The organism is Rhizobium deserti (assembly GCF_004358025.1).
GTDB lineage: Bacteria > Pseudomonadota > Alphaproteobacteria > Rhizobiales > Rhizobiaceae > Neorhizobium > Neorhizobium deserti.
This window is the reverse complement of the sequence record NZ_SMTL01000003.1, coordinates 16,874-39,970: the sequence shown is the minus strand read 5'-3', so window position 1 is coordinate 39,970 and position 23,097 is coordinate 16,874. Positions and strand designations below refer to the sequence as shown.

Annotated in this window: 19 protein-coding genes; 16 read left to right on the top strand and 3 right to left on the bottom strand. The window is 60.9% G+C overall.

All coding sequences use genetic code 11. The features are described from left to right. Positions 1 to 47 precede the first annotated feature (47 nt). The 7 genes from kdpA (at position 48) to E2F50_RS12250 (ending at position 9,788) form a co-directional block, all read left to right on the top strand. Positions 48 to 1,781, top strand: coding sequence for a potassium-transporting ATPase subunit KdpA (kdpA, locus tag E2F50_RS12275; RefSeq protein ID WP_133316465.1), 1,734 nt, complete (start codon positions 48 to 50; stop codon positions 1,779 to 1,781). Positions 1,782 to 1,790: 9 nt separating this feature from the next. Then, positions 1,791 to 1,943 (top strand): hypothetical protein, encoded by a 153-nt coding sequence (locus tag E2F50_RS22950; protein WP_161974123.1) that lies wholly within the window; start codon positions 1,791 to 1,793, stop codon positions 1,941 to 1,943. Positions 1,944 to 1,997: 54 nt separating this feature from the next. After that, positions 1,998 to 4,085: a potassium-transporting ATPase subunit KdpB gene (gene kdpB, locus E2F50_RS12270; protein ID WP_133316464.1), complete on the top strand. Its 2,088-nt coding sequence runs from the start codon at positions 1,998 to 2,000 to the stop codon at positions 4,083 to 4,085. A 12-nt stretch (positions 4,086 to 4,097) separates the two neighbouring features. Beyond that, positions 4,098 to 4,664, top strand: coding sequence for a potassium-transporting ATPase subunit KdpC (gene kdpC, locus E2F50_RS12265; protein WP_133316463.1), 567 nt, complete (start codon positions 4,098 to 4,100; stop codon positions 4,662 to 4,664). A gap of 64 nt (positions 4,665 to 4,728) precedes the next feature. Continuing rightward, positions 4,729 to 7,458: a sensor histidine kinase gene (locus E2F50_RS12260; protein WP_133316462.1), complete on the top strand. Its 2,730-nt coding sequence runs from the start codon at positions 4,729 to 4,731 to the stop codon at positions 7,456 to 7,458. Beyond that, the gene (locus E2F50_RS12255; protein ID WP_133316461.1) at positions 7,455 to 8,162 is read left to right on the top strand and encodes a response regulator transcription factor; all 708 of its coding nucleotides are present in this window, start codon (positions 7,455 to 7,457) and stop codon (positions 8,160 to 8,162) included. The genes E2F50_RS12260 and E2F50_RS12255 overlap by 4 nt, the downstream gene beginning before the upstream one ends. A 162-nt stretch (positions 8,163 to 8,324) precedes the next feature. Further along, positions 8,325 to 9,788 carry an MDR family MFS transporter gene (locus E2F50_RS12250; protein WP_133316460.1) on the top strand — a complete coding sequence of 488 codons (1,464 nt, stop codon included), beginning with the start codon at positions 8,325 to 8,327 and terminating at the stop codon, positions 9,786 to 9,788. A 137-nt stretch (positions 9,789 to 9,925) separates the two neighbouring features. Here E2F50_RS12250 and E2F50_RS23545 read toward each other — a convergent pair whose 3' ends face one another. The 3 genes from E2F50_RS23545 to E2F50_RS12240 form a co-directional block, all read right to left on the bottom strand. Beyond that, positions 9,926 to 10,060: a hypothetical protein gene (locus E2F50_RS23545; protein ID WP_281029202.1), complete on the bottom strand. Its 135-nt coding sequence runs from the start codon at positions 10,058 to 10,060 to the stop codon at positions 9,926 to 9,928. Between the two features lie 136 nt (positions 10,061 to 10,196). Beyond that, positions 10,197 to 10,418, bottom strand: a complete 222-nt coding sequence (locus E2F50_RS12245) for a hypothetical protein (RefSeq protein WP_133316459.1) — start codon at positions 10,416 to 10,418, stop codon at positions 10,197 to 10,199. Positions 10,419 to 10,599: 181 nt separating this feature from the next. After that, positions 10,600 to 11,508 (bottom strand): hypothetical protein, encoded by a 909-nt coding sequence (locus E2F50_RS12240; RefSeq protein WP_133316458.1) that lies wholly within the window; start codon positions 11,506 to 11,508, stop codon positions 10,600 to 10,602. Positions 11,509 to 11,982: 474 nt separating this feature from the next. Between E2F50_RS12240 and E2F50_RS12235 the strand changes: the two genes are divergently transcribed. The 9 genes from E2F50_RS12235 to E2F50_RS12195 all read left to right on the top strand — a co-directional run bounded on the left by E2F50_RS12235 (position 11,983) and on the right by E2F50_RS12195 (position 22,976). Beyond that, the gene (locus tag E2F50_RS12235; RefSeq protein WP_133316457.1) at positions 11,983 to 13,908 is read left to right on the top strand and encodes a methyl-accepting chemotaxis protein; all 1,926 of its coding nucleotides are present in this window, start codon (positions 11,983 to 11,985) and stop codon (positions 13,906 to 13,908) included. Positions 13,909 to 13,911: 3 nt separating this feature from the next. Continuing rightward, positions 13,912 to 15,339, top strand: a complete 1,428-nt coding sequence (locus E2F50_RS12230; protein WP_133316456.1) for a chemotaxis protein CheW — start codon at positions 13,912 to 13,914, stop codon at positions 15,337 to 15,339. Then, positions 15,336 to 16,403 carry a protein-glutamate methylesterase/protein-glutamine glutaminase gene (locus E2F50_RS12225; protein WP_133316455.1) on the top strand — a complete coding sequence of 356 codons (1,068 nt, stop codon included), beginning with the start codon at positions 15,336 to 15,338 and terminating at the stop codon, positions 16,401 to 16,403. The genes E2F50_RS12230 and E2F50_RS12225 overlap by 4 nt, the downstream gene beginning before the upstream one ends. Beyond that, entirely contained in the window at positions 16,403 to 17,272 is an 870-nt protein-coding gene (locus E2F50_RS12220; RefSeq protein WP_133316454.1) for a CheR family methyltransferase, read from the top strand. Before E2F50_RS12225 ends, E2F50_RS12220 begins: the two co-directional genes overlap by 1 nt. Continuing rightward, positions 17,272 to 19,242, top strand: a complete 1,971-nt coding sequence (locus E2F50_RS12215; protein ID WP_133316453.1) for a chemotaxis protein CheA — start codon at positions 17,272 to 17,274, stop codon at positions 19,240 to 19,242. Before E2F50_RS12220 ends, E2F50_RS12215 begins: the two co-directional genes overlap by 1 nt. Further along, positions 19,239 to 19,493 carry a hypothetical protein gene (locus E2F50_RS12210; RefSeq protein ID WP_133316452.1) on the top strand — a complete coding sequence of 85 codons (255 nt, stop codon included), beginning with the start codon at positions 19,239 to 19,241 and terminating at the stop codon, positions 19,491 to 19,493. The genes E2F50_RS12215 and E2F50_RS12210 overlap by 4 nt, the downstream gene beginning before the upstream one ends. 81 nt (positions 19,494 to 19,574) lie before the next feature. Beyond that, the gene (locus E2F50_RS12205) at positions 19,575 to 19,955 is read left to right on the top strand and encodes a response regulator (protein WP_133316451.1); all 381 of its coding nucleotides are present in this window, start codon (positions 19,575 to 19,577) and stop codon (positions 19,953 to 19,955) included. After that, the gene (locus tag E2F50_RS12200) at positions 19,952 to 20,578 is read left to right on the top strand and encodes a chemotaxis protein CheX (protein WP_133316450.1); all 627 of its coding nucleotides are present in this window, start codon (positions 19,952 to 19,954) and stop codon (positions 20,576 to 20,578) included. The genes E2F50_RS12205 and E2F50_RS12200 overlap by 4 nt, the downstream gene beginning before the upstream one ends. 31 nt (positions 20,579 to 20,609) lie before the next feature. After that, positions 20,610 to 22,976 (top strand): PAS domain-containing hybrid sensor histidine kinase/response regulator, encoded by a 2,367-nt coding sequence (locus E2F50_RS12195; RefSeq protein ID WP_245515398.1) that lies wholly within the window; start codon positions 20,610 to 20,612, stop codon positions 22,974 to 22,976. The last annotated feature ends 121 nt before the right edge of the window (positions 22,977 to 23,097 follow it).

The following is a 23,097-nucleotide window of genomic DNA, read 5'->3' as shown; positions in this document are numbered from 1 at the left end:
CGGCCGGCGCTTGCTGCCAAGCAGCCGGGTTTTGAAAGTTACTCCCAATGACCCTCAATGGATGGCTACAGATCCTCGTTTTCTGCGGGATCGTCCTGGTGCTCGTCAAACCGCTCGGCGCCTATATGACGCGCGTCTTTTCGGGCGAGCGCACAATTTTATCGCCGGTCCTCGTTCCGATCGAACGGGGCCTCTACGCATTAGCCGGCACCAGTGAGCGTGAAAGTCAGCACTGGACCGCCTATGCTTTCGCGCTTTTGATGTTCAACCTCTTCGGCACGCTGGTTCTCTATCTGCTGCTAAGGTTCCAGGACATCCTGCCCCTGAACCCAGCCGGCATGGCGGCCGTGCCGCCGGAGCTTTCCTTTAACACGGCCGTCAGTTTCGTTTCCAACACCAACTGGCAGAATTACGGCGGTGAAAGCACCATGTCCTATCTCACCCAGATGGCAGGCTTTACCGTCCAGAACTTCCTCTCGGCGGCAACCGGCATGGCGATCGCGATAGGCCTCATCCGCGCTTTTTCCGGCGCGTCGGGTACATCAGGTACAGTCGGGCTGAGCGGCAAGAAAACCATCGGCAATTTCTGGGTCGATATGGCCCGCGGCACGCTTTATGTGCTTCTGCCAGCCTGCATCCTGCTGACCCTGGTCTATGTCTGGCTCGGCGTGCCGCAGACATTTGGTCCTTACGTGGAAGCCACGACGATCGAAGGCGCCAGGCAGACGATCGCTGTTGGCCCGGTCGCCTCGCAGCTGGCCATCAAGATGCTCGGCACCAATGGCGGCGGCTTCTTCAACGCCAACTCGGCGCATCCCTTCGAGAATCCCGACAACATCTCCAATATGATCCAGATGGTCTCGATCTTCGCGATCGGCGCCGCCTTCACCAATGTGTTCGGCCGTATGGTCGGCAACCAGCGCCAGGGTTGGGCAATCCTTGCTGCCATGGGCCTGCTGTTCATCACCGGCGTCGGCGTTGTGTATTGGGCAGAAGCCTCCGGCAACCCATTCATGCACCAGCTGGGCCTTATGGGCGGCAATATGGAAGGCAAGGAAACCCGCTTCGGCATCGCCATGTCCTCGCTGTTTGCGGTCATCACCACGGCGGCCTCCTGCGGGGCAGTCAATGCCATGCACGGGTCGTTCACGGCGCTCGGCGGCCTGATCCCGCTCATCAACATGCAGCTCGGCGAGGTCATCGTCGGCGGCGTTGGCGCAGGCTTTTATGGCATCGTGCTCTTCATCATCATCGCCATTTTCGTGGCAGGCCTGATGGTCGGCCGCACGCCGGAATATCTCGGCAAGAAGATCGAGGCAAAGGAGATGAAGATGGCCGTGCTTGCCATCCTCTGCCTGCCGCTCGCCATGTTGATCTTCACGGCCATTGCCACGGTGCTTCCTTCCGCGGTCGCCTCAATCGGCACAGCCGGACCGCACGGCTTTTCCGAAATCCTTTACGCGTATACGTCGGCGGCGGCTAACAACGGCTCGGCCTTCGGCGGGCTGACCGGCAATACGCCCTGGTACAATGTCACGCTCGGGCTTAGCATGCTGATGGGCCGCTTCCTGGTCATTATTCCGGCGCTCGCCATTGCCGGGTCGCTCATCGCCAAGAAGACGGTCCCCGCTTCGGCTGGAACCTTTCCAACCGACGGCCCGCTTTTCGTAGGACTTCTGGTTGGCACAATCCTGATCGTTGGCGGGCTCACCTTCATGCCGGCTCTGGCACTCGGCCCCGTTGTCGAACACCTGGTCATGATCGCCGGACAGACTTTTTAAGGAAAGACCATGAGCATCCGTCAGTCGCTCCGCAGTCAGTCCAGCCTTGCCTCGCGAAAGCGAGACAAGGCGACCAGGAGGTGGTGCGCCTCCAATGTCATCCTCACGATGATGGTTGGATTGTTCGCCGCCATCTGCGCCATCGAAATTCTTCCCGGCTGACCGAACGGCTCAAGGCTCGTCGTCACGCCGCATCCTCTCAAGCTGGAGTCTCTTATGAGCCAATCCAAGTCCGCGAGTATCATGGATAGTCGCATCCTCGTTCCCGCCGTCGGCGCAGCCTTCGCCAAGCTCGACCCCCGGACGCTTTCTCGCAACCCGGTCATGTTCGTCGTGGCGACGGTTTCCGTGCTGACCACGGTGCTCTTCCTCCGGGACCTGATCCTGGGTGGCGAAAACCTGGGCTTTTCGCTGCAGATCAACATCTGGCTTTGGTTCACCGTATTGTTTGCCAATTTCGCCGAAGCCGTTGCGGAAGGCCGTGGCAAGGCGCAGGCGGAATCGCTGCGAAGGACCCGCACCGAAACTCAGGCCAAGCTGCTGACCGGCAGCGATCGCACGCAGTACAAGCAGGTGCCGGGGACCAGCCTCAAGGTCAACGACGTCGTGCTCGTCGAGGCCGGCGACATCATCCCGTCCGACGGCGAAGTCATCGAAGGCGTCGCTTCCGTCAACGAGGCGGCCATTACCGGTGAGAGCGCGCCGGTGATCCGCGAATCCGGCGGCGACCGATCGGCCGTGACGGGCGGCACACAGGTTCTCTCGGACTGGATCCGGGTGCGCATCACCGCCGCCGCCGGCTCGACCTTCATCGACCGCATGATCTCGCTGGTCGAAGGTGCCGAACGCCAGAAGACGCCGAACGAGATCGCCCTCAACATCCTGTTGGCGGGGATGACGCTGATCTTCGTGCTCGCCACCGCAACGATCCCCAGTTTTGCCTCCTATGCCGGCGGCTCGATCCCTATCATCGTGCTGGTCGCGCTGTTCGTGACGCTGATCCCCACCACGATCGGCGCGCTTCTGTCGGCGATCGGCATTGCCGGCATGGACCGCCTCGTGCGCTTCAACGTGCTCGCCATGTCCGGCCGTGCGGTCGAGGCGGCTGGCGACGTCGATACGCTGCTGCTCGACAAGACCGGCACGATCACGCTCGGCAATCGTCAGGCAACCTCGTTCCGGCCGGTGCGCGGCGTTTCGGAACAGGATCTCGCCGACGCGGCACAACTCGCCTCGCTTGCCGACGAAACACCGGAAGGGCGCTCGATCGTCGTGCTCGCCAAGGAGCAGTACGCGATCCGCGGTCGCGACATGGCAGGGCTCAAGGCGACCTTCGTTCCCTTCACCGCCCAGACCCGCATGAGCGGCGTCGATCTCGATGGGTCGCAGATCCGCAAAGGTGCCGTTGATGCGGTGCTTTCCTATGTCGAGCCGGGTGCTCCTGCACTTGCCGGCAATGCGATGATCGCTGCTCGGCCGCAATCCGATGTGGTTGGGGAACTGCAGGCGATTGCCGAGGAGATCGCCAAGGCCGGCAGCACGCCGCTGGCAGTCGCACGGGATGGAAAACTGCTTGGCGTCATCCAGCTCAAGGATATCGTCAAGGGCGGCATCCGGGAACGTTTCGCGGAACTGCGCCGTATGGGTATCCGGACGGTGATGATCACTGGGGACAACCCAATGACGGCGGCGGCCATTGCGGCCGAAGCCGGGGTGGACGACTTTCTTGCCCAGGCGACACCGGAAAACAAGCTGTCACTGATCCGCGAGGAACAGGCCAAGGGCAAGCTTGTGGCCATGTGCGGCGATGGCACCAATGATGCGCCGGCACTCGCCCAGGCCGATGTCGGCGTTGCCATGAACACCGGCACGGTTGCTGCCCGCGAGGCCGGCAATATGGTCGATCTCGACAGCGACCCGACAAAGCTCATCGAGATCGTCGAGATCGGCAAGCAACTCCTGATGACCCGCGGCGCCCTGACGACGTTCTCGATCGCCAATGATATTGCCAAATACTTTGCCATCATCCCGGCAATGTTCCTGGCTTTCTACCCGCAGCTCGGCGTCTTGAACATCATGGGGCTGGCCACGCCGCAGAGCGCGATCCTGTCGGCCATCATCTTCAACGCGCTGATCATCATCGCGCTGATCCCGCTATCCCTGCGGGGCGTCAAATACCGCGCCGTCGGCGCCGGAGCCCTGTTGTCCCGCAACCTGCTGATTTACGGCCTCGGCGGCATCCTTGTGCCCTTCATCGGCATCAAGGCGATCGATGTGGTCATCACCGCCATTGGCCTCGCTTAAGGAGTGAATTCCATGCTGAAACAACTTCGTCCCGCCTTGGTGATGATCATTGCCATGACGATCATTACCGGCCTCGTCTACCCCTTCGCCATGACCGGAATTGCCCAAAGCGTCTTTCCGAGCCAAGCCAATGGCAGCCTGATCGAGAAGCAAGGCCAAGTGGTCGGTTCCACGCTGATCGGCCAGGCCTTTGCCGGTGAGACGTATTTCCACGGTCGCCCCTCGGCCGCCGGCGACGGCTACAATGCGGCCGCCTCGTCCGGTTCCAATCTCGGACCCACCAGCCAGAAACTGATCGATCGGGTCAAGACTTCGACCGAGACTGAAAAGGCTGCCAATCCCGGTGCGGATGTGCCGATTGATCTTGTCACCGCCTCCGGCAGCGGGCTGGATCCGCATATCTCGCCAGAAGCCGCTTTCTATCAGGTGCCGCGCGTTGCCAAGGCGCGTAACATGGATGAGGCTGCGGTCCGTGCGCTGGTGGAGCAGCATGTGGAAGGCCGCGAACTCGGCTTCCTCGGCGAACCCGTGGTCAATGTGCTTGCCTTGAACATGGCCCTTGACGCGGGCCGCTCCTGATCTGAAATGGCTGCGATCATGATTGCCATGGCCGCAGCTTTCCCTTCCGGGATAAAGGTACCGCATGCCCGACGCCCACCGAGAAAACGGCCGTGAGATCGACACCAGGCCATCGCCGGACGCGCTGCTCGAGCATGCGACACGCGAGTCTCAAGGTCGGCTGAAGATTTTCCTGGGTGCGGCGCCGGGCGTCGGCAAAACCTATGAAATGCTGATGTCGGGCCGCGCGCGCAAAGCAGACGGTCTGGATGTCGTGATCGGCGTGGTGGAAACGCATGGCCGCCAGGAAACGGAGGCACTGATCCGGGGCTTCGAGATCGTCCCACGCAGGTTGATCGACTATCGGGGCCAGAATCTGGATGAAATGGACCTCGATGCCATTCTCGCGCGTCGTCCGGCTCTCGTTCTGGTCGACGAGCTTGCCCACACCAACGCCGCCGGCAGCCGTCATCCCAAGCGATATATGGATGTGCAGGAAATCCTATCCCAGGGCATCGACGTCTATTCGACGCTCAACATCCAGCATGTCGAGAGCCTCAATGACGTAGTGGCGCAGATCACCCGCGTTCGGGTGCGCGAGACGGTACCCGACCTGGTCATCGATCAGGCCGACGACGTCGAGATCATCGACATCACCCCCGATGATCTGATCAAGCGGCTGAAGGACGGCAAGGTTTATGTGCCGCAAACAGCGCGGCGGGCGGTTGAGAACTATTTTTCGCCCGGCAATCTGACGGCGTTGCGCGAACTGGCGCTGAGGCGCACCGCGCAAAGGGTCGACGAGCAGCTCCTGCACCATATGCAAGCCCATGCGATCTCCGGACCCTGGGCGGCAGGCGAGCGGCTCCTGGTCTGTCTCGACCATGGCCGCAATGGCGCCAGCCTCGTGCGCTATGCCCGTCGGCAGGCCGATCGGCTGCGCGCACCCTGGGCGGTGCTGCATCTCGAAACACCGCAATCGATCAGCCTTTCCGACGACGAGAAGGATCGCCTTGCCGCCAATATGCGGCTTGCCCAGCAACTCGGGGCTGAAACGGTCACTTTGCCGGCGCTTCATCCGTCGCGGGATATCATCGCTTATGCCAATGCCAACAACTTCACCCACATCATCGTCGGTCGGCCGGGAAAACCCCGCTGGCGGCAGATCCTGCAGGGCTCGGTCACCCACGAGCTGATCCGCCATGCGGGGGACATCAGCGTCCATGTCATATCCGGCAATGCGAATGAGGGTGAGCCGCTCCGCGGCGTCAAGACAGCGCCAGCCCCGACGCCGGTCAGGATCAAACCTTATGTCAAGAGCGGCATATTCGTCGTGCTTGCCGTTCTGGTCGGCTACTTTCTCGATCAGACGCTGGATGTGCGCAATCTGGCCCTGGTGTTCCTCATGGCCGTCCTCGCGGCCGCGGTGCGGGGCGGGCTGGGTCCGGGTCTGTTCGCCTCCGTTCTTGGGGCGCTGTCCTTCAACTTCTTTTTCCTCGATCCACGCTACACGTTCACGGTGCAGGACCCGGAAAGCCTTGTGGCGCTGTTCTTCTACCTCGGTGTTGCCGTTGTCGCATCGAACCTCACCGCGGCCGTTCAGCGACAGGCCGCCGCCGCCCGCCACCGGGCACGCACGACCGAGGACCTTTACCTTTTCTCCAAGAAGCTCGCCGGGACGGGAACGCTGGATGACGTGCTTTGGGCGACTGCCTTCCAGATCGCCTCCATGCTGAAGCTGCGTGTCGTCATCCTTCTGCCGGAAGGCGATACGATTGCGGTCAAGGCCGGCTATCCGCCCGACGATACGCTGGTGGACGCCGATATCGCCGCCGCCAAATGGGCCTGGGAGCACAATCGTCCCGCAGGCCGCGCTGCCGACACGCTACCGGGAGCAAAGCGCCTTTATCTGCCGCTGCGCACCGGCCGCGAGGCGGTCGGCGTCATCGGTCTCGACAACGATCGTCAAGGACCGCTGCTGACACCCGATCAGCAGCGGCTGTTCGACGCCCTGGCCGATCAGGCGGCATTGGCGATCGAGCGTATTCAACTGGTTTCCGACGTTGATAAGGCGAAACTCGCCGCCGAGACCGACCGCCTGCGCACCGCGCTGCTGACCTCGATCTCCCACGACCTGAAAACACCGCTGGCGGCCATCATGGGTTCGGCCGGTACGCTGAGGGACTTCGGCGCGGACATTCCGGAGGATGCCCGCGCCGAACTGCTGACCACGGTGATCGATGAATCCGAGCGCCTCAATCGCTTTATCGCCAATCTGCTCGACATGACGCGCATCGGCTCGGGCGCCATGGAGCCGAATTACGCCTACCACTTCGCCGGCGATATCGTCGGCACGGCGCTCAGCCGCGCGGTCAAGATCATCGCCGCTCACAGGCTCGATATTGCCATTGCGCCCGACCTGCCGATGCTGAAGGTCGATCCGGTCCTCTTCGAGCAGGTCTTTTTCAACCTCATTGACAATGCTGCAAAATACGCGCCAGAGGGCAGCTTGATCACCATCCGCGGCTGGCGTGACGGCGGCGCTGTCCTGTTTTCGGTCATGGACGAGGGACCGGGCATCCCGCCCGACGACCTCGAGCGCATATTCGACAGCTTCTACCGGGTCCGGAAAGGCGATCATGTTCAGGCGGGCACGGGGCTCGGCCTGTCCATCTGCCGCGGTTTCGTCGAAGCCATGGGCGGCACGGTCCGGGCAGCCAACCGCTCGGCCTATGGCTTGAATGCGTCCGGCGCAGTCTTCACCATCCGCATGCCGGTTCCGGCGGCGCCACCCCCGTTGGGAGAACATCAATGACCACGACTGCGGTGCGCATTTTGATCGTCGACGACGAACCGCCGATCCGCAAGCTGCTGCGCGTCGGCCTCTCAACGCAGAATTATGCGATCAGCGAGGCGATGAACGCCAAAGTGGCGATCGAGCTCGCCAGGGCCGACAAGCCTGACCTCATTATCCTCGACCTCGGCCTGCCGGATATGCCAGGCCACGATCTCCTGGCCAGGTGGCGGAGCGAGGGGCTCGACCTGCCGATCGTCATCCTGTCCAGCCGGACCGATGAGGCGGGCATCGTCAAGGCGCTCGAACTCGGCGCCGACGATTATGTCACGAAACCTTTCGGCATGAACGAGCTCGTTGCCCGCATCCGGGTGGCGTTGCGCCATAGGCTGCAGGCACAGGGCGAAAAACCCATCTTCCAGACAGGTGATTTATCGGTCGATCTTGTCAAACGCATCGTCAGGGTGGCGGGCCGGGAAGTGAAGCTGTCGCCGAAGGAATACGATATTCTGCGCATCCTAGTGCAGCATGCAGGCAAAGTGCTGACCCACCGCTTCCTGCTGGAGCATGTCTGGGATGGTCTTACCGATGTTCAGTATCTGCGCGTTTATGTGCGCCAGCTGCGCCAGAAGATCGAAAAGACGCCGGACCAGCCGCAGTATCTCCTTACCGAGACGGGTGTCGGCTACCGGCTGCACGAAGCCGATGAGCGGCAGGACGCGTGACAGGATCGATGGCGGCTGCTTGGATAGTCGCCGCCTTTGATTTGACGTCTATCAACTTCCTGCTTGACCTTCGGGCTCCGATGGTTAGTACGAGCTGATATGTGCTGACGGCCGTTTGACCGCCGATTCCCCCGTATGGCGCGCTCGCGCCTTGGATCCTCCATGACAGATAAAACTTCTCATCGCGGGCTGGTGGTCGTCGCGGTCATGGCCAGCATGGCGATGATCGCCATTGAGGCGACGATTGTCTCGACTGCCATGCCGCAGATCGCTGCACAACTCGGCCAGATCAATCTTTACAGCTGGGTTTTCTCCGCCTTTCTGCTGAGCCAGACGGCCATGACCGTCGTTTTCGGCAAGCTTTCCGATATCTACGGTCGCAAGCCGATGATCCTGCTCGGCATAGGCCTCTTTCTCGCCGCCTCCGTGCTTGCCGGATTTGCCTGGTCGATGCCTTCGATGATCGTGTTCCGGCTGCTGCAGGGCATTGGCGCCGGCGCCATCCAGCCGGTCGCCATGACCGTGGTCGCCGATCTTTTTCCCGGCAACCAGCGCGGCAAGGTGCAGGGCTATCTCGCCAGCGTCTGGGCGCTTTCAGCCGTGGTCGGGCCGCTTTTGGGCAGCGTCATCATCCACAATCTTCCGTGGGCCTGGATCTTCTGGATCAATGTTCCGGTCGGCCTGCTGGCCGCTTTGGGCTTCATGCTGTTCCTGCATGAGGAAAAGCAGACGCGCTCCGTGTCGATCGACGTACTTGGCGCAGGCCTCTTCGCCATCGCCATTTCCGCCTTGATGATCGCCTTGACCGAAATGGAAAGTGCCACATCCACCTATACATTGATTGCAGCAGTGGTCTTCGTGGTCGCGCTTGCCGGCTTCCTTTGGCAGGAGCGGCGCGCCGAAGCGCCGATGGTGGCGCCGGATCTCTGGCTGCAACGGCCGATCGCTTTCGCCAATGTCTCGGTTTTCCTGGCCAGCATGTCGATCATGGGGCTGACGACCTTTCTGCCCATGTATGTCCAGACGGTTCTCAACCGCTCGCCGCTAGTGGCTGGCTTCGCGCTGACCATGCTGCTCCTCGGCTGGCCCTTCGGGGCGACCGTGGCTTCCCGCCAGTTCCCACGGTTCGGCCTGCGGCCGATCATGCTGGCCGGGGCTTTCCTCATTCCGTTGGGGACGATCTTTCTTGTCCTGCTGTCCCCCTCCAGCTCGCCGATTCTCGCTGGTGCGGGATCTCTGGTCATGGGCATCGGCATGGGATTGCTGAATATCGGTGCGCTGATTCTCACTCAGGAAAGCGTCAGCTGGTCGCAACGTGGCAGTGCGACGGCATCCAATGTCTTTTCGCGCAATCTGGGAAGCACGCTCGGCGCCGCTGTATTGGGTGCTGTCCTGACCTATGGCCTGGCGCACTCGACAAATGGCCAGCCGATCACACCGGAACAACTGCGCGGCCTGCTGGATGGAACTGCCACGGCTCTGGCAGACGGCGAAGCGGTCCGCCTCGCGCTGCAGCAAGCCTTGCACGCAACCTTCGTGGTCATGCTGGTGATTGCGGTCCTGATCGTGCCGGCCTGTCTGTTCATTCCGCGGCCTCAGCCGGCCGAAACTACCCAGGAAGCATAGCTGCAAAGCCGCAGGTAAAGGCTTTGCAGCTGGCTGGTGCCGCAATCACGAATGGATGCACCCGCAATCCGTTTGAATGCGGATGCTCTGTTCCAGAGGCACGTGCGGCGGGCCAGAGTGGCGCCGCCCCATTTTTGCTATTTCTTCTTTCCCGGCTCTGTCCCGCCGGCAAGTTTAACTTGCGAGCCCAAAGTCGCGGGCGCCGCAGCGGCGGCCTTGTCCTTCTTCGGTTTTCGAGTTTCGCGATTGCTGCGTACTTGGCCTTTTGCCATGTCGATCTCCCATTGCTGACGACACTATGTCGAACTGCTGTGATCTGTGCGCGCCGCGCCGGGCCAAGAACGAATGCGGCTGTAACTCTGTGACAGCAGGCACAACGAACCGCAACTCGCTTAACCCGGCACAACGTCAGTCGAGACGAACGCCTGTTGATGGAGCGGTGTTCATCCTTTTCAGGTGGGCGCTGCCGAACCGTGACAACGTCAGGTTCGCCCCGATCAGGCCCACCGGGAGCACGTCGCCCAAGCTACTGTTGAGGGACTGCTGGATCTGTATGCTTTCGCGATATCCGTATCCGCTGATGCGGACCAGATTGCGGGATGTTATGGGTGCGTTCATTTCGGAAGACATGGCGTCCTCCTTTCCTTGGGGCCGAGGTTGCGGCCCCGAGCAGCAGTGCCCTTTAAATGGCTGCTGAAGCCTTCATCATGCGCCTTTTATGCGGCAATGACAATGGGCTAGCCGACCGATGCCGAGGAAAGAGACTCAAAAAAAGGGGCGCCTGTGCGCCCCTTTTCGGTATTGGCTGAAATCAGACCCGGGTGATCAGCAGGTCTTCTTCTTCGTCTCTCTGCCGGCCGCCCAAGGCTGCCGCTGCGCAGGAGATGAAAGCGCCGACCAGCAGCGAGAGCGAGCCGATCAGGGCCGTGGTCGCGGCTGCCTTGCGAGCTTCGTCGGCTGCCTGCTGGGCAGCATTCTTGGCGTCTTCTACCCGCTTCAGGACGCCATCGACACGGCCTCTGGCTTCCTCCGGAGAAAGGCCGGTACGGGCAGCGACGATGCCAGCCATATAAGCCTTGTCTTCTTCCGGCACGCCGCCGGCTGTTGCACCATTGGCGAGAATGCGGGAGATTTCAGCCGTGGCGGCACCATTGTCTGTTTCGGCGCGGGCAGAGATCTGCTGCGGACGAAGAAGAGCATCGGTGAAGTAGCCCGTGGCTGGGTTGCTCGACGTGTCATCGCTGGATGAGGCCGCTGCAGCGGATCCCGCAATCCCTGCCGTCTGTGCTGCTGTTCCGACAGCAGAGGCGCCAGCACCGGCAAGAGATGTCAGCGAAGACGTAAGGAAGCCCGCCACGATGATGGTAGCAATCGCCCAGGTGACGAAGCCATGTGCGGTGTCGCGAAAGAAGACTTCGTCCGTATGGACCGCTGCCCACTTCGTTCTCAGGCGTCCCGTCAGGTAGCCGCCGAGAGCAGCCGAAAGCCATTGCACGACGACGAGCCAGATAGCGGCGCTGAGCCCCACCGTTTCAGCGGAGCTGCTCTGATCCGACCATGGGGAAATCATCGTCAGACCCAGGCCGGAGCCGAACATGACGAGGATCAGCGTGACGCCGATGGCTGACGCTGCGCCGCCAATAATTGGGCCCCAGCTAATCGCCGATTTCGAGGACTCGACCGGCAAGGCCGATGTCCCGCTTGATGTTGTGAACGCCATCTGAGTTCCCCTCAACGCATGAAGAGAACGAGCAGAATGATGATCGGCAATGGAATGCCAAGCAGCCAGAGAAGAATACCGCGACCCATGATGAGCTCCTGATTCATTATTATCTTTGCGGTCCGTCAACCCCGTGCGTCGATTTTCGTTCCCTGACATGCTGACGGAGGCGCAATTTGCTGCTCGGGAGCTGGCAGTGCGGTCATCTCTTTATCTTGCGTGGCAGCTTGCGACGTTTCTGCGTCGGTATCGACCGGAGCGACATGTGTTCGCTGATCGTGAAACCTCTTCAAGAACCGGCCCCTTTGCCGGCGTCAGCCTCAAGGTAACCGTAATGCGAAGACGGATGGAGCCATCATTGATTTGGGTTGGCCTTTGCGCCATACAATTCGGCAATCTCAGCAGCCTTGGTTATGCATGATCGCAACTTGCGGCATTTCAACCAGTCAGGCCAATCAAAATGATGGACATCCGATGGCGCTCGTGAAGACTTCTCAACTGGCGGCGAAGGCAAAGGCAAGCAAGGCAGGGCCTCTCGCTCCTGGCGCCGAGAAAACCGCTGTCGTCCGCCGGTCGCAGGACCGCTCGCGGCTGCGCCAGCAGAAGGCTGCCGAGCGGATTGGTGCGGCAACGGAAGAATTGGCAAGCGGCGTCGCCGAAGCAGCCTCGGCTGCCGAGGAACTGCGCCGAGCCCTTGAGCAGATCGCGTCCGGTGCCGAGGAAGCTGCCGGTGCCGCCCATGAATCGCTTTCCGCGACCACACATCTCTCGGTCCGCTTCTCGGAAACGCGCGCCGAAGCCGAGGCCGCGCGCCGAAGAACGGAGGAGCTGCAAGCGATCGTTCTTGATTCTGCGGCCCAGATAGAAGGGTCGGTGACGGCGATCGAAACCAACGCCGCGCGTCAAATTGGTTCGGTTACTGTCATCGACAATCTGCAGGCTCATGCTGAAAGCATAGGCGCCACCACAGTTGCCGTCGCCGATATTTCCGATCGCACCAATCTGCTTGCGCTAAATGCGGCGATCGAGGCGGCACGCGCCGGCGAGGAGGGCAAGGGCTTCGCGGTTGTTGCAGACGAGGTCCGAGCTCTGGCCGAAACCGCTGAGCGCAGCTCGCGCGACGTCACCAAGCATGCCGAAACAATTGTCAGCGGCGTCCGTGAAATTGCCGACCTGGTCAAGTCGGCTGCCGACAAGGCAAGAGAACAGACGACGGTCGGCAAGGTAGTGGCCGGCGAGCTCGGTGCCATCCGCGCAAGCCTCAACCAGCTCTCACAAGGCAGCCAGACCATTCTGGTTGCCGCCATTGAAGCGGAAGTTGCCACCCGCGAGGCCCAAAAGGGTTCCGAGACGGTCGCGGCCGCGGCCGAGCAGCAGTCTGCTGCAGCCAGCGAAGCGCAGCGGGCGGTGCAGCAGCAAACGGCAGCTTTGGACGAAAGCCAGCAAACCGCCCAAGCGCTAGCAGCTTTGGCCGATGATCTCATGACGGACATAGGTCTTTCCTCCCAAGCGGAAGAGGTCGCATCCGCCGCAGAGGAGCTTTCCTCGACCGTACAGGAACTTTCGGGCGCTGCCGGGCAGATCCTGATCGCCATCGAGCAGATCAGCAGGGGCGCCCAGGCCCAGGCGGCCGCAACCCAACAAGCCAATGCCGCCATGGCGCAGATCGAGAGAAGTACCGATCAAGTCCGGGCAAGTGCCGAGCAGGCGGGGCTCCAAACCGCCCAAGTGCGCGATTTGCTGCAACAAAACCGCACGGGCCTCGAAACCATCAGCGCCGGAATATCCGGCGCACTTGCTGACACACGGGATGCGCTGACGAGACTGAATGCTCTCGGCGAGATCGGTTTTCAAATCGAGCGCACGGTCGATCGCATCATCCTGGTCGCGGTGCAGACCAGCATGCTTGCTGTCAGCGGTTCCGTGGAAGCGGCGCGCGCCGGCGAAGCAGGCCGCGGCTTTTCCGTCGTCTCGACCGATATTAGAAAGTTGGCCCAGGATGCCGGCGAAAATATCGATGGCGTCAAGGACATCGTGCGCGCCATCCGCATCCAGATCGCCACTGTGCAGCGCGAACTGGAATCGATCATCGTGACGTCGGAGGCCGAGATTGCCCGAAACCGCATCATCATCGACAGGCTGAATGGAGCTGAAGCCGCCATAGAGGTCATGGTTCAGAGTAGTACAGGAGTGCTGGATGCCGCCGAGGCCATCCTTGTCGCGACAAAACAGGTCCAGGCGGGGACGCTGCAGATTGCGGCTGTTGCCCAGCAGGCCAGTGCTGCGGCTGAACAGGCAGCAACCGCAGCGCGGCAACAGTCCCGCGGCGCTGAAGATCTGGCCGCGGCAGTCGAAGAGATAGCCTCGCTTGCCGAGGAACTGCAAGTCTCCAGGCTTTAAGGGATGACATCGCCCCCAGACAGCGATCACGGCAAGAGACGGCTTCTGTTCCGGCTTGGCTCGGAGGTCCATGCAATTGACGCGGGGCGGGTGCTGGAAGTGCTTCCCGTGCCGCATATCACTCGCGTGCCTCACGGCCCGCCGGCGCTCGCCGGGATTGTCAACCTGCGTGGTCAGCCATTGCCGGTCATGTCGGTGGAAAGATTGCTGAGCCATAATCCGGAGCCGCGGAAAACTTCCGGCGGCAAGATCATCGTTTGCGACTATAGTGGAATAATTGGCCTGCTGGTGGACGACGTTTTGCAGCTCTCGCAAACGGGCGGCGACGCAATCAAAGTCCTGGACTTGGACGAAACGCTCCAGAGTGCTTTCAAGCTCGAAAAAAGGGCAGGGGTGGCGCGCGGCCAAGAGGCGAGCCAGTCTGCCGCAGGTCCGGTTTCCGCTGACCTCAGCACGTTTCTTTCCTTCCGCGTTAGCGGGCAACTCTATGGGCTGCCGCTCGAAAGCGTGCGGGAAGTTGCGCACTTGGGCGGCGAGATTGCGGCAGTGCCCAATGCGGATGAAGCCGTCCTCGGCATGATGTCCATGCGTGATGTTGTCCTGCCGGTGGTCTCGCTTGCCGGCCTTCTCGGACTGCAGCTCGCAAGTCCTGAAGGAGCCGGCAGCCGGATCATAGTAATCGAATACGACAAGGCACTGGTGGGGCTCGTCGTGAGTGAACTGGATATGATCCGCCGGCTGCCACCGAGCGCCATCGACACCGTGCCTGCGGTGCTGCAAAGGGGCCGCGGCACGGCGGAAATCCATGCGATCGGCCGGATCGACAATGGCGCCGTCCTGATCTCCATCCTGTCGCCTGAAAGGCTGTTCGGCCATGCGACGGTGAGCCAAGTCATCGAAAGAAAGCCTGGAGCGTCAACCATGGCCGCAGCCTCGGAAAGCGGAGCCCCGCTGGAGCAGTTCCTGTTGTTCAGGCTGGCTGAAGAAACCTATGGCCTGCCGATCGCCGCCGTCGACGAAGTCATTCGCGTGCCCCAAGACATCACGCGGATGCCGGGGGCGCCGAGTTTCGTGTCCGGCGTTATTAACCTGCGCGGAAAGGCGGTGCCACTGATCGACCAGAGGACCCGCTTCGACCTGGCCGAAACCAAGAGCGGCGGCCAGGCACGGGCCATCATCCTGACCATCGGTGCGCTGCAGGCCGGCTTCGTCGTCGACAGCGTATCCGAAGTCAAGGCGGTTTCCCCCGAGGCACTTTCCGCAGCGCCGGAATTTTCTTCGGACGAAACGGAAGTCTTCGACCGTGTGGCGCATTTCGAATCCGAAGGACGCATGGTCCTGATCGTCAATCCGCAGGAGCTTTTATCCAAGGCCGAACGGGATGTGGTCGCCTCGATTGCTAGGGAAAAGACAGCGGTGACGCCGACGTGATCCGCCTTCTGATCGTCGAAGATTCCGCGCTGATGCGCAAACTGCTCGGCCAGATCTTCGTGGCAGAGGGCGATTTCGAGGTTGAATTTGCCCGAAACGGCACCGAAGCCTTGAACATCATCCAGACATTCAAACCGGACGTCGTGACGCTCGACATCCACATGCCCTCAATGGACGGATTGACCTGCCTCGACCGGATCATGCTGGAACATCCTTGTCCGGTGGTCATGGTTTCCTCCTTGACCGAAGAAGGTGCAGAGGAAACGCTGGCAGCGCTCGAGATCGGGGCCGTTGATTTCATAGCCAAGCCGAGCGGCGCTATCTCCCTGAAAATGGATGAACTGGCACCTCCGCTAGTGGAAAAGGTCCGCTTGGCCGCCGCTGTGCGGATCAGGCGCAGCCGTCGTCTGGCGGAACGGGTTCGCATGGCGCAGGGCGGCGTACCTGTCGTACGCAGGCCGGTTGCCGGACCGTCGCCCGGGGCAAGCTCCGTTCCTGGCCTTGTTCTGATCGGCACGTCCACAGGTGGGCCGCCAGCGCTGGATGCGGTCCTGTCCCGGCTACCGGCCGATTTTCCTTGGCCGGTCGTCGTGGCGCAGCATATGCCCGGATCATTCACCGGACCTCTTGCGCGTCGGCTTGACAAGATATGTCCAATGACAGTCACCGAGGTGACGGGCCAGACGCGGCTTACAGCAGGCAATATCTATATCGCCCGTGGCGATGCCGATATTCTAGTCTCGAAACGAGGTGGGTCGCTGGTGGCGATGGTGGCGCCTGAAAGTCCTGCCTATCGGTGGCATCCAAGCGTCGAACGCTTGGTGCAATCGGCCTTGAAGCATGTGCCGCCCGGCGATCTCATTGGCGTGATGATGACCGGGATGGGCAATGACGGCGCAGCTGCCATGGCCGAACTGAAGGCTTCCGGAGGCCGTACGATAGCCGAAGCGGAAGAGACCGCCGTGGTCTGGGGCATGCCGGGCGAACTCGTCCGGTTGAATGGCGCGAGCGTCATCAGGCCGCTCAACGAGATCGGCGACCATCTGGTGGGCTGGATCGGTTGATGGCAATGCCCCCCAAACTCAGTGCCGAAACAGCTCCCTTTCCTCTTTCGGCAAGCGAGCTCAAAGAAATATGTGCCATTGTTTACAAGAAGACCGGCATGGTCTTCGGGGAAAACAAGCGCTACTACATTGAAAGGCGAGTCGCCGATCTTGCTGTGCAAAGCGGCATGACCTCGGCCCGCAGCTATATCGTCTCGCTACGCCGTGACCCGCGGGAAGCCGAGCTTCTGGTCAACAGCTTCACGGTCAACGAAACCTTTTTCTACCGTGAATCCCATCAGCTTGCGTGCCTCGGCAATTCGATCCTGCCGTCTATCATCAGATCCAAAGGGCCCGGCGATCGCATCAGGATCTGGTCCATGCCCTGCTCCAGTGGAGAGGAGCCGTATTCAATCGCCATCTGGCTGCTGGAGAACTGGCCGCTCGTCGACGCCTACAATGTCGAAATCGTTGGCTCGGACATCGATACGGCAATCTTGCAGCAGGCCGTCGAAGGATATTATGGCCAAAGGTCTCTTTCAAAGCTGCCGCCGGATGTCTTGGAGCGCTACTTCGAGCCGGAGACCACCTCGTCGCAGCGACGCCTGATCGCCGATCTGCGGGAATCGGTGACCTTCGTGCCCGGCAATATCGTCGATCGGCAAAGCCTTGCAGCGGTCGGCAAATTCGACGTGATCTTCTGCCGCAACCTGCTCATCTATTTCGACGATGCAGCACGGCAGGTGGCCGTGCAGAACATTCACGATCTCCTGGATCCTCAGGGTTATATCTGCCTTGGACACACGGAATCCATGTCGCGGATTTCCCAAAGGTTTGAGCCGGTCCGATTTCCGGATGCCATTGTCTACCGGATCGCAGGAGGGCGATGATGGACGAACTGATGCTGCAGTTCTCGATCGAAGCCCGCGAGCTTATCCAGCAGGCCTCAGATGATCTGCTGGCACTCGAGCGGGAGCCGAATAATCGGGAGCGCTTGGAAAGCCTGTTCCGCGCCATTCACACCCTGAAGGGATCGGTCGGGCTCTTCGATTTCGGTGCTGCACTGGCTGTTTTGCACTGCGCCGAGGATCTGCTTGTCGGTGCACGTGCCGGCGATGTCGAGGTGGATGTGGCCCTGATCGATCCATTGCTCGAAGTCATCGAGTGGATCGACCGGAACCTCGATACCATGACGGTTGCAGGCCGCCTATCCGACGAGCAGAACCAGCAGGCGGCCGGTCTTCTTGCGCTCCTGAAGGTCGGAAGCGTGGCCGAAGCTTCGACGCCCCCAGCGCCTGCGGTCGATGCCGTTCCCGATTGGGCGCTGGCACTGCGTGAGCATGCCGGAGGTTCTATGGCCGAAGGCGGCAATCTCGTCGCCATCCGCTACGAGCCGCATCCGGAATGCTTCTTTCACGGGGATGATCCTCTCGCCACCATGGCCCGGCTTTCCGACCTCCGTCATGTGGACGTCTTCCTGAAGGAGCCATTGCCGTCAAAGGCAGATTACGATCCCTTTCGCTGTAACCTGGTGATCGAGGCGCTGTCCGGCAGCCCGCTTGCGGATGTTGAAGCGATTTTCCGCCTTCTGCCCGACCAGGTCCGTCTCGTTGATCTGACTTCCCGCAGCACGTCCCAGCTGACCACACCCGAACCTCAAGCCGGAGCAGCCGTGGGAGCGCCCGAGCTGCAGAACATGACAATGCGGGTCGATGTAGCGCGGATCGATGCGCTTCTAGGCATAGCTGGCGAGCTGATCACTGCCAAAAACGGCCTTCTGCCGCTGGCGCGAACCGCACGGGAAGCGGAGAATGAAGGACTGGCTCGTCTTATACTGGCCAGTCAGCACGAAATAGACCGTCTCGTGAGCTCGCTCTATAGCGCTGTCACACGGGCGCGGCTCATTCCGCTCGACCAGACCTTCCGAAGATTTCCACGGCTGGTTCGGGAAACTGCGTCGCGGCTGGGCAAGTCGGTCGACTTCATCATCGAAGGACAGGAAGTCGAGGCCGACCGCGAAATCGTTGAGCATTTGTTCGAGCCCATGCTTCATCTGGTGCGCAATGCCATGGATCATGGCATTGAGCCGGAGGCGGAGCGGTTGGCGGCTTCCAAGCCGCCTCGGGGACGGCTGGTCCTGCGGGCACGTCAGCGCGGCGATCAGGTGGTGATAGAGCTATCCGATGACGGAAGAGGCGTCGACGCTGCGCGTATTCGAAGCGCTGCTGTCGCGAAAGGCCTCATCGAGGAAAGCCGCGCGCTGCAGCTTTCCGACGAGGAGACGCTGCAGCTTATCTTCGCTCCGGGCTTCTCGACCGCCTCCGCCGTCACTGATCTATCGGGGCGCGGGGTTGGCCTGGACGCCGTTCGAAACGCGCTTCACCGACTCGGCGGGGTCGTCGAGATCGCTAGCAACCCTGGTGCGGGCACGGTCTTCTCCCTGCGCTTGCCGGTCAGTTTCTCCATGTCGCAGCTGATGGTCGTGGAGGTCGGCAGCGAACGATATGGCATACCGATCGACGAGATCGTCGAAACTCATCGATTGCGCCGCGATCTCGTGCAGTCGGTCAGGGCGGGGCAAGCCTTCGTGCTTCGCGATCAGACAGTTCCTCTGCTTTATCTCGGCGAGTTTTTGCAGATGCCGCAAGCCCAGGCGAAGGCAGGCGACCTCAAGGTCCTGATCGTCCAGGTCGGTAATGAACGCCTCGGCATTGCCGTGGACGGCATAGCCGACAGGGCCGCAACCTTAACTCGCCCGCTGAGCGGCCTTCTGCGTAATATACCGGGTGTTTCCGGAACAACTCTGCTCGGCGATGGTAAGGTGCTGCTGGTGCTCAATCTGGAGGAGCTCGTCCAATGACCGTCAGTCTGGAGCCGCATACCGTCATTCTCAGCGGCAAGTGCGGCGTCGAAGAGGTCGAGACGCTGGTGGCGCATCTGGAAAGCCATCCCGGGCTTGCCGTCGATCTGGGCGGCGCGACCGATATTCACACGTCCATCTGGCAGGCACTGATGTTCCTTCAGCCGAAGATTGCCGGCTTGGATGCGGCATCGTCCATGCCGGAGAAAGTGCTTTTAGCAATGGCTTTCAGGCTTGCCAAGGCAGGTTGAGCAGGCCATTGCAAGCTTGCGGTCGGAGGGGGAGCGCAATATGGATAAAATTGTGAGGCATTGCTAAGTAAGGGGCCGGGAATGGTAGCAGTATTGGTGGTCGACGACAGCAAGCTGGCGCGTATTGTCGCCGGCAAGGCAATAGCCGCCCTGCAGCCCGACTGGCAGCGGATCGAGGCTGGAAGCGCTGCAGACGCCTTGCAGATCCTCGACGAGCAGCAGATCGACGTCGCGATCCTCGACTTCAATATGCCGGACAAGGACGGACTGGAACTGGCCGCGGAAATTCGGGCCAAAAATGCCAGCATGCCGATCGCCATCATCACCGCCAATGTTCAGGACGAAGTCATTCTTCGTGTCCGTGAGCTGAACGCCACTTTCGTTGCCAAACCCGTCACCCAGGAGGCCTTGAGCGGCTTCCTGTCGGGCGCCGCCCTTCGGCTGAAGAAGGCGGCACCATGACGCAGGCGGAAATATTCCTTGGCGAACTGGAACGAGACGCGCTCACCGAGGTCGTCAATATCGGCGTTAGCAGAGCGGCGGCCAGCCTGCGCAAAATGGTCAACAAGCAGGTTATCCTGTCTGTTCCATCCATCGCGATCGTCACACGCAGGTCGGCTGCAGCTCTCATCGGCCAGCGCGAAAGCGAAGGCCTGATCGCCGTACAACAGCATTTCGAAGGGCCATTTTCGGGCCGGGCTCTGCTTATCTTCCCGGAAAGCAACGGATTGTCGCTCGCGCGTGCCATCGTCGGCGGCGAAATGACCGAAGACGAGCTGATCGACATGGAAGACGAGGCTCTGACCGAGACAGGCAATATCATTCTCAACGGCTGTCTTGGCTCCATGGCCAACATGCTGCAGCACAGCTTGAAGATGTCGCTACCTGATGTCCTGCGCGGCGACAGCGAGCACCTGTTCGACGTTCTCGAGACATCGAATGAGGATAGCTTCGTGCTTTTCTTGTATATCAACTTTTCGGTGCGCGAGCATGATATTCGCGGCTATATAGCCATGATCATGGATCTGCCGTCGCTGGATAAACTAAAAATGCTGATCGCTGACTTCATCGAGCGTGTGACGTGAACGCAAAGCCAAGGCGATATCGCAACTTAAAATGAGTCAGGTAACATTATCCTCTATGGACAGCGGGCTGAACGCGGAGCTGGACCTTGCGCGCCAGCGATTGAAGCTGATGATCGATGCCGCCGGGGCGACCTGCGGCTGGGAATGGGACATCCCGGCAAAGCGGCTTACCGCCGACGCTCGTTTTGCGGCCATCACCAATCAGGACCCGCTTGTCCTGGCGCAAGGTGTATCAACCGAGCATTTCTTTAATGCCATACACCCCGATGATCTGAAGCGCGTCAAGCTGGCGGTCGCGGGCATCCTTGGAGGCTCGGCCCTGTTTTCCCGCGAGTACCGCCTGCTGCGCGATGACGGGGGTTTTCGCTGGGTCCACGCCAGCGGCAGGGCTCTTTACGACGATAATGACGAGCCGGTGAAATTCATCGGCATGCTGGTCGATATCACCGAGCAGAAGCGAACCCAGGAACGGCTGCGCATTGCGCAGGTGGCGGGCGGGATCGGCACGTTCGAATATGTTTCCGGATACGGCACGATCAATGTGTCGGAACAATTTTGTCGCCTGTTCGGGCTGCATCCGGCCAAGGTGCTTCCCGTGCGCACCCTCAACCTACTCATCCATCCCGACGACAATCCTATCATCAACCTGCAGAACCCGAATGGTTTCCAGGATGAAAGCAACGCCGAGTTCCGCATTACTCGGCCGGATGACGGTGCCGAGCGATGGCTGGCCCGGCGAGGCGAATATGTCGACGACATCGAGGCCGAAGGCCGGCGCTATATTGGCGTCATCTTTGACGTAACGGACGCCAAGCGGACCCAGCAGCGTTTGCGAGAAGCCAACCAGGCTCTGGCAGAGCGGGCTCGGGAAAGCATTCAGGAGCGGAACCGTGTCTGGCAGAATTCGCGTGACCTTCTGGTCGTCATAGGCACTGACGGCGTCTTTCGCGACGTCAATCCGGCCTGGTCTACCATTCTCGGGACCGAGCCGCAGGCCGTAATAGGCAGCAGGGTTTTGGACGCCGTCTGGCCCGAGGACCGCGACCAGATCAGGGCACTCCTGAAGGATGTCATTGAGAACCTCCATTCTGACCTCGAAATCCGTCTGACGCACCGGGACGGCACGCCGCGGACGATTTCCTGGACCACTTCGCATGAAGGCGACGTGGTGTATGCCTATGGCCGCGACGTGACGATCGAAAAGGAGCAGAGGGCGGCGCTTCAGGAAACCGAGGCGCAGTTGCGCCAGGCCCAGAAGATGGAAGCAGTAGGCCAGCTTACGGGCGGAATCGCCCACGATTTCAACAACATGTTAACGGGAGTGATCGGTGCTCTTTCCGTTATCCGAAGAAGGATTGCTGCCGGACGGCTCGACGAACTCGACAAGTTTATCGATGCGGCCACCAGTTCCGCCGAGCGTGCCGCGGCACTGACGCACCGGCTGCTTGCCTTTTCCAGACGTCAGTCCCTCGACCGTCAATCCCTCGATGTCAAGCAGCTGGTTTCTTCCATGGAAGATCTCTTTCGCCGCACGCTTGGCGAGCAGGTCGAGTTGATGATCAATATTGCTGCGGATACCTGGAAAGCCGTCACCGATCCGAACCAGCTGGAAAGCGCCATCCTCAATCTGGTCATCAATGCCCGCGATGCCATGCCGGAAGGCGGCAAGCTGACCATCGAGACAACCAATGCGGCCCTGGGAGAGGCCGATCTTGCCCAAAAAGAAAGCCTTCAGCCCGGCAACTACGTGGTGATTGCGGTCAGCGACACCGGCATTGGCATGTCGCAAGCGACTATCGACAAGGCCTTCGATCCCTTCTTCACCACCAAGCCGATCGGCCAGGGTACAGGTCTTGGCCTCTCGATGATCTATGGCTTTGCGCAGCAGTCGGGCGGGCATGTGCGCATCTATAGCGAGACGGGCCTTGGCACCACCGTCAAGCTCTACCTTCCCGGCAGCCACGAAGACGTCGCTGCGGCCATTCTGGATGAGGATCCGGTTTACGTTCCGCCCCGTGGGGAAGGCGAGAAAGTCCTTGTCGTGGAGGACGACGCTTCGGTACGCATGCTGGTCGTCGATGTCCTCAAGGACCTTGGATATCAAGTCATAGAGGCAGTCGATAGCAACCAAGCCATTCCGCTTCTGGAGGGCAAGGAACGCATCGACTTGATGATCTCCGATGTCGGCTTGCCGGGCCTCAACGGCCGCCAACTCGCAGAAATTGCTCTGAGTAATCGGCCAAAGCTCAAGGTCCTCTTCATCACCGGGTACGCGGCGACGGCGGCCTCCAGAGGTGATTTCCTGGCGCCGGGCATGGAAATGATCACCAAGCCCTTTGCCATAGACGACCTCGCACAGAAGGTGCGCGAGATCCTGACAGGGCAGGCTGAAGCTTAAGCCGGCTCCCAGCCTTAGCCAATTGCATCAAGGGCATCGGCAAGTCCGTCATCGCCGTCTCTCGCAAAGCCGGTGTCTATCAGCTGGGTCAAGACTGATATTCTCAGGCTGATGCTCCTCC

Excerpts from the sequence above, each read along its gene's own strand:
- kdpB (WP_133316464.1), top strand. The coding sequence starts at position 1,998 with ATGAGCCAATCCAAGTCCGCGAGTATCATGGATAGTCGCATCCTCGTT.
- E2F50_RS22950 (WP_161974123.1), top strand. The coding sequence starts at position 1,791 with ATGAGCATCCGTCAGTCGCTCCGCAGTCAGTCCAGCCTTGCCTCGCGA.
- E2F50_RS23545 (WP_281029202.1), bottom strand. The coding sequence starts at position 10,060 with ATGGCAAAAGGCCAAGTACGCAGCAATCGCGAAACTCGAAAACCGAAG.
- E2F50_RS12215 (WP_133316453.1), top strand. The coding sequence starts at position 17,272 with ATGGACGAACTGATGCTGCAGTTCTCGATCGAAGCCCGCGAGCTTATC.
- E2F50_RS12255 (WP_133316461.1), top strand. The coding sequence starts at position 7,455 with ATGACCACGACTGCGGTGCGCATTTTGATCGTCGACGACGAACCGCCG.
- E2F50_RS12235 (WP_133316457.1), top strand. The coding sequence starts at position 11,983 with ATGGCGCTCGTGAAGACTTCTCAACTGGCGGCGAAGGCAAAGGCAAGC.
- kdpA (WP_133316465.1), top strand. The coding sequence starts at position 48 with ATGACCCTCAATGGATGGCTACAGATCCTCGTTTTCTGCGGGATCGTC.
- E2F50_RS12220 (WP_133316454.1), top strand. The coding sequence starts at position 16,403 with ATGGCAATGCCCCCCAAACTCAGTGCCGAAACAGCTCCCTTTCCTCTT.
- E2F50_RS12240 (WP_133316458.1), bottom strand. The coding sequence starts at position 11,508 with ATGGCGTTCACAACATCAAGCGGGACATCGGCCTTGCCGGTCGAGTCC.
- E2F50_RS12245 (WP_133316459.1), bottom strand. The coding sequence starts at position 10,418 with ATGTCTTCCGAAATGAACGCACCCATAACATCCCGCAATCTGGTCCGC.
- E2F50_RS12205 (WP_133316451.1), top strand. The coding sequence starts at position 19,575 with ATGGTAGCAGTATTGGTGGTCGACGACAGCAAGCTGGCGCGTATTGTC.
- kdpC (WP_133316463.1), top strand. The coding sequence starts at position 4,098 with ATGCTGAAACAACTTCGTCCCGCCTTGGTGATGATCATTGCCATGACG.
- E2F50_RS12195 (WP_245515398.1), top strand. The coding sequence starts at position 20,610 with ATGAGTCAGGTAACATTATCCTCTATGGACAGCGGGCTGAACGCGGAG.
- E2F50_RS12210 (WP_133316452.1), top strand. The coding sequence starts at position 19,239 with ATGACCGTCAGTCTGGAGCCGCATACCGTCATTCTCAGCGGCAAGTGC.
- E2F50_RS12250 (WP_133316460.1), top strand. The coding sequence starts at position 8,325 with ATGACAGATAAAACTTCTCATCGCGGGCTGGTGGTCGTCGCGGTCATG.
- E2F50_RS12260 (WP_133316462.1), top strand. The coding sequence starts at position 4,729 with ATGCCCGACGCCCACCGAGAAAACGGCCGTGAGATCGACACCAGGCCA.
- E2F50_RS12230 (WP_133316456.1), top strand. The coding sequence starts at position 13,912 with ATGACATCGCCCCCAGACAGCGATCACGGCAAGAGACGGCTTCTGTTC.
- E2F50_RS12200 (WP_133316450.1), top strand. The coding sequence starts at position 19,952 with ATGACGCAGGCGGAAATATTCCTTGGCGAACTGGAACGAGACGCGCTC.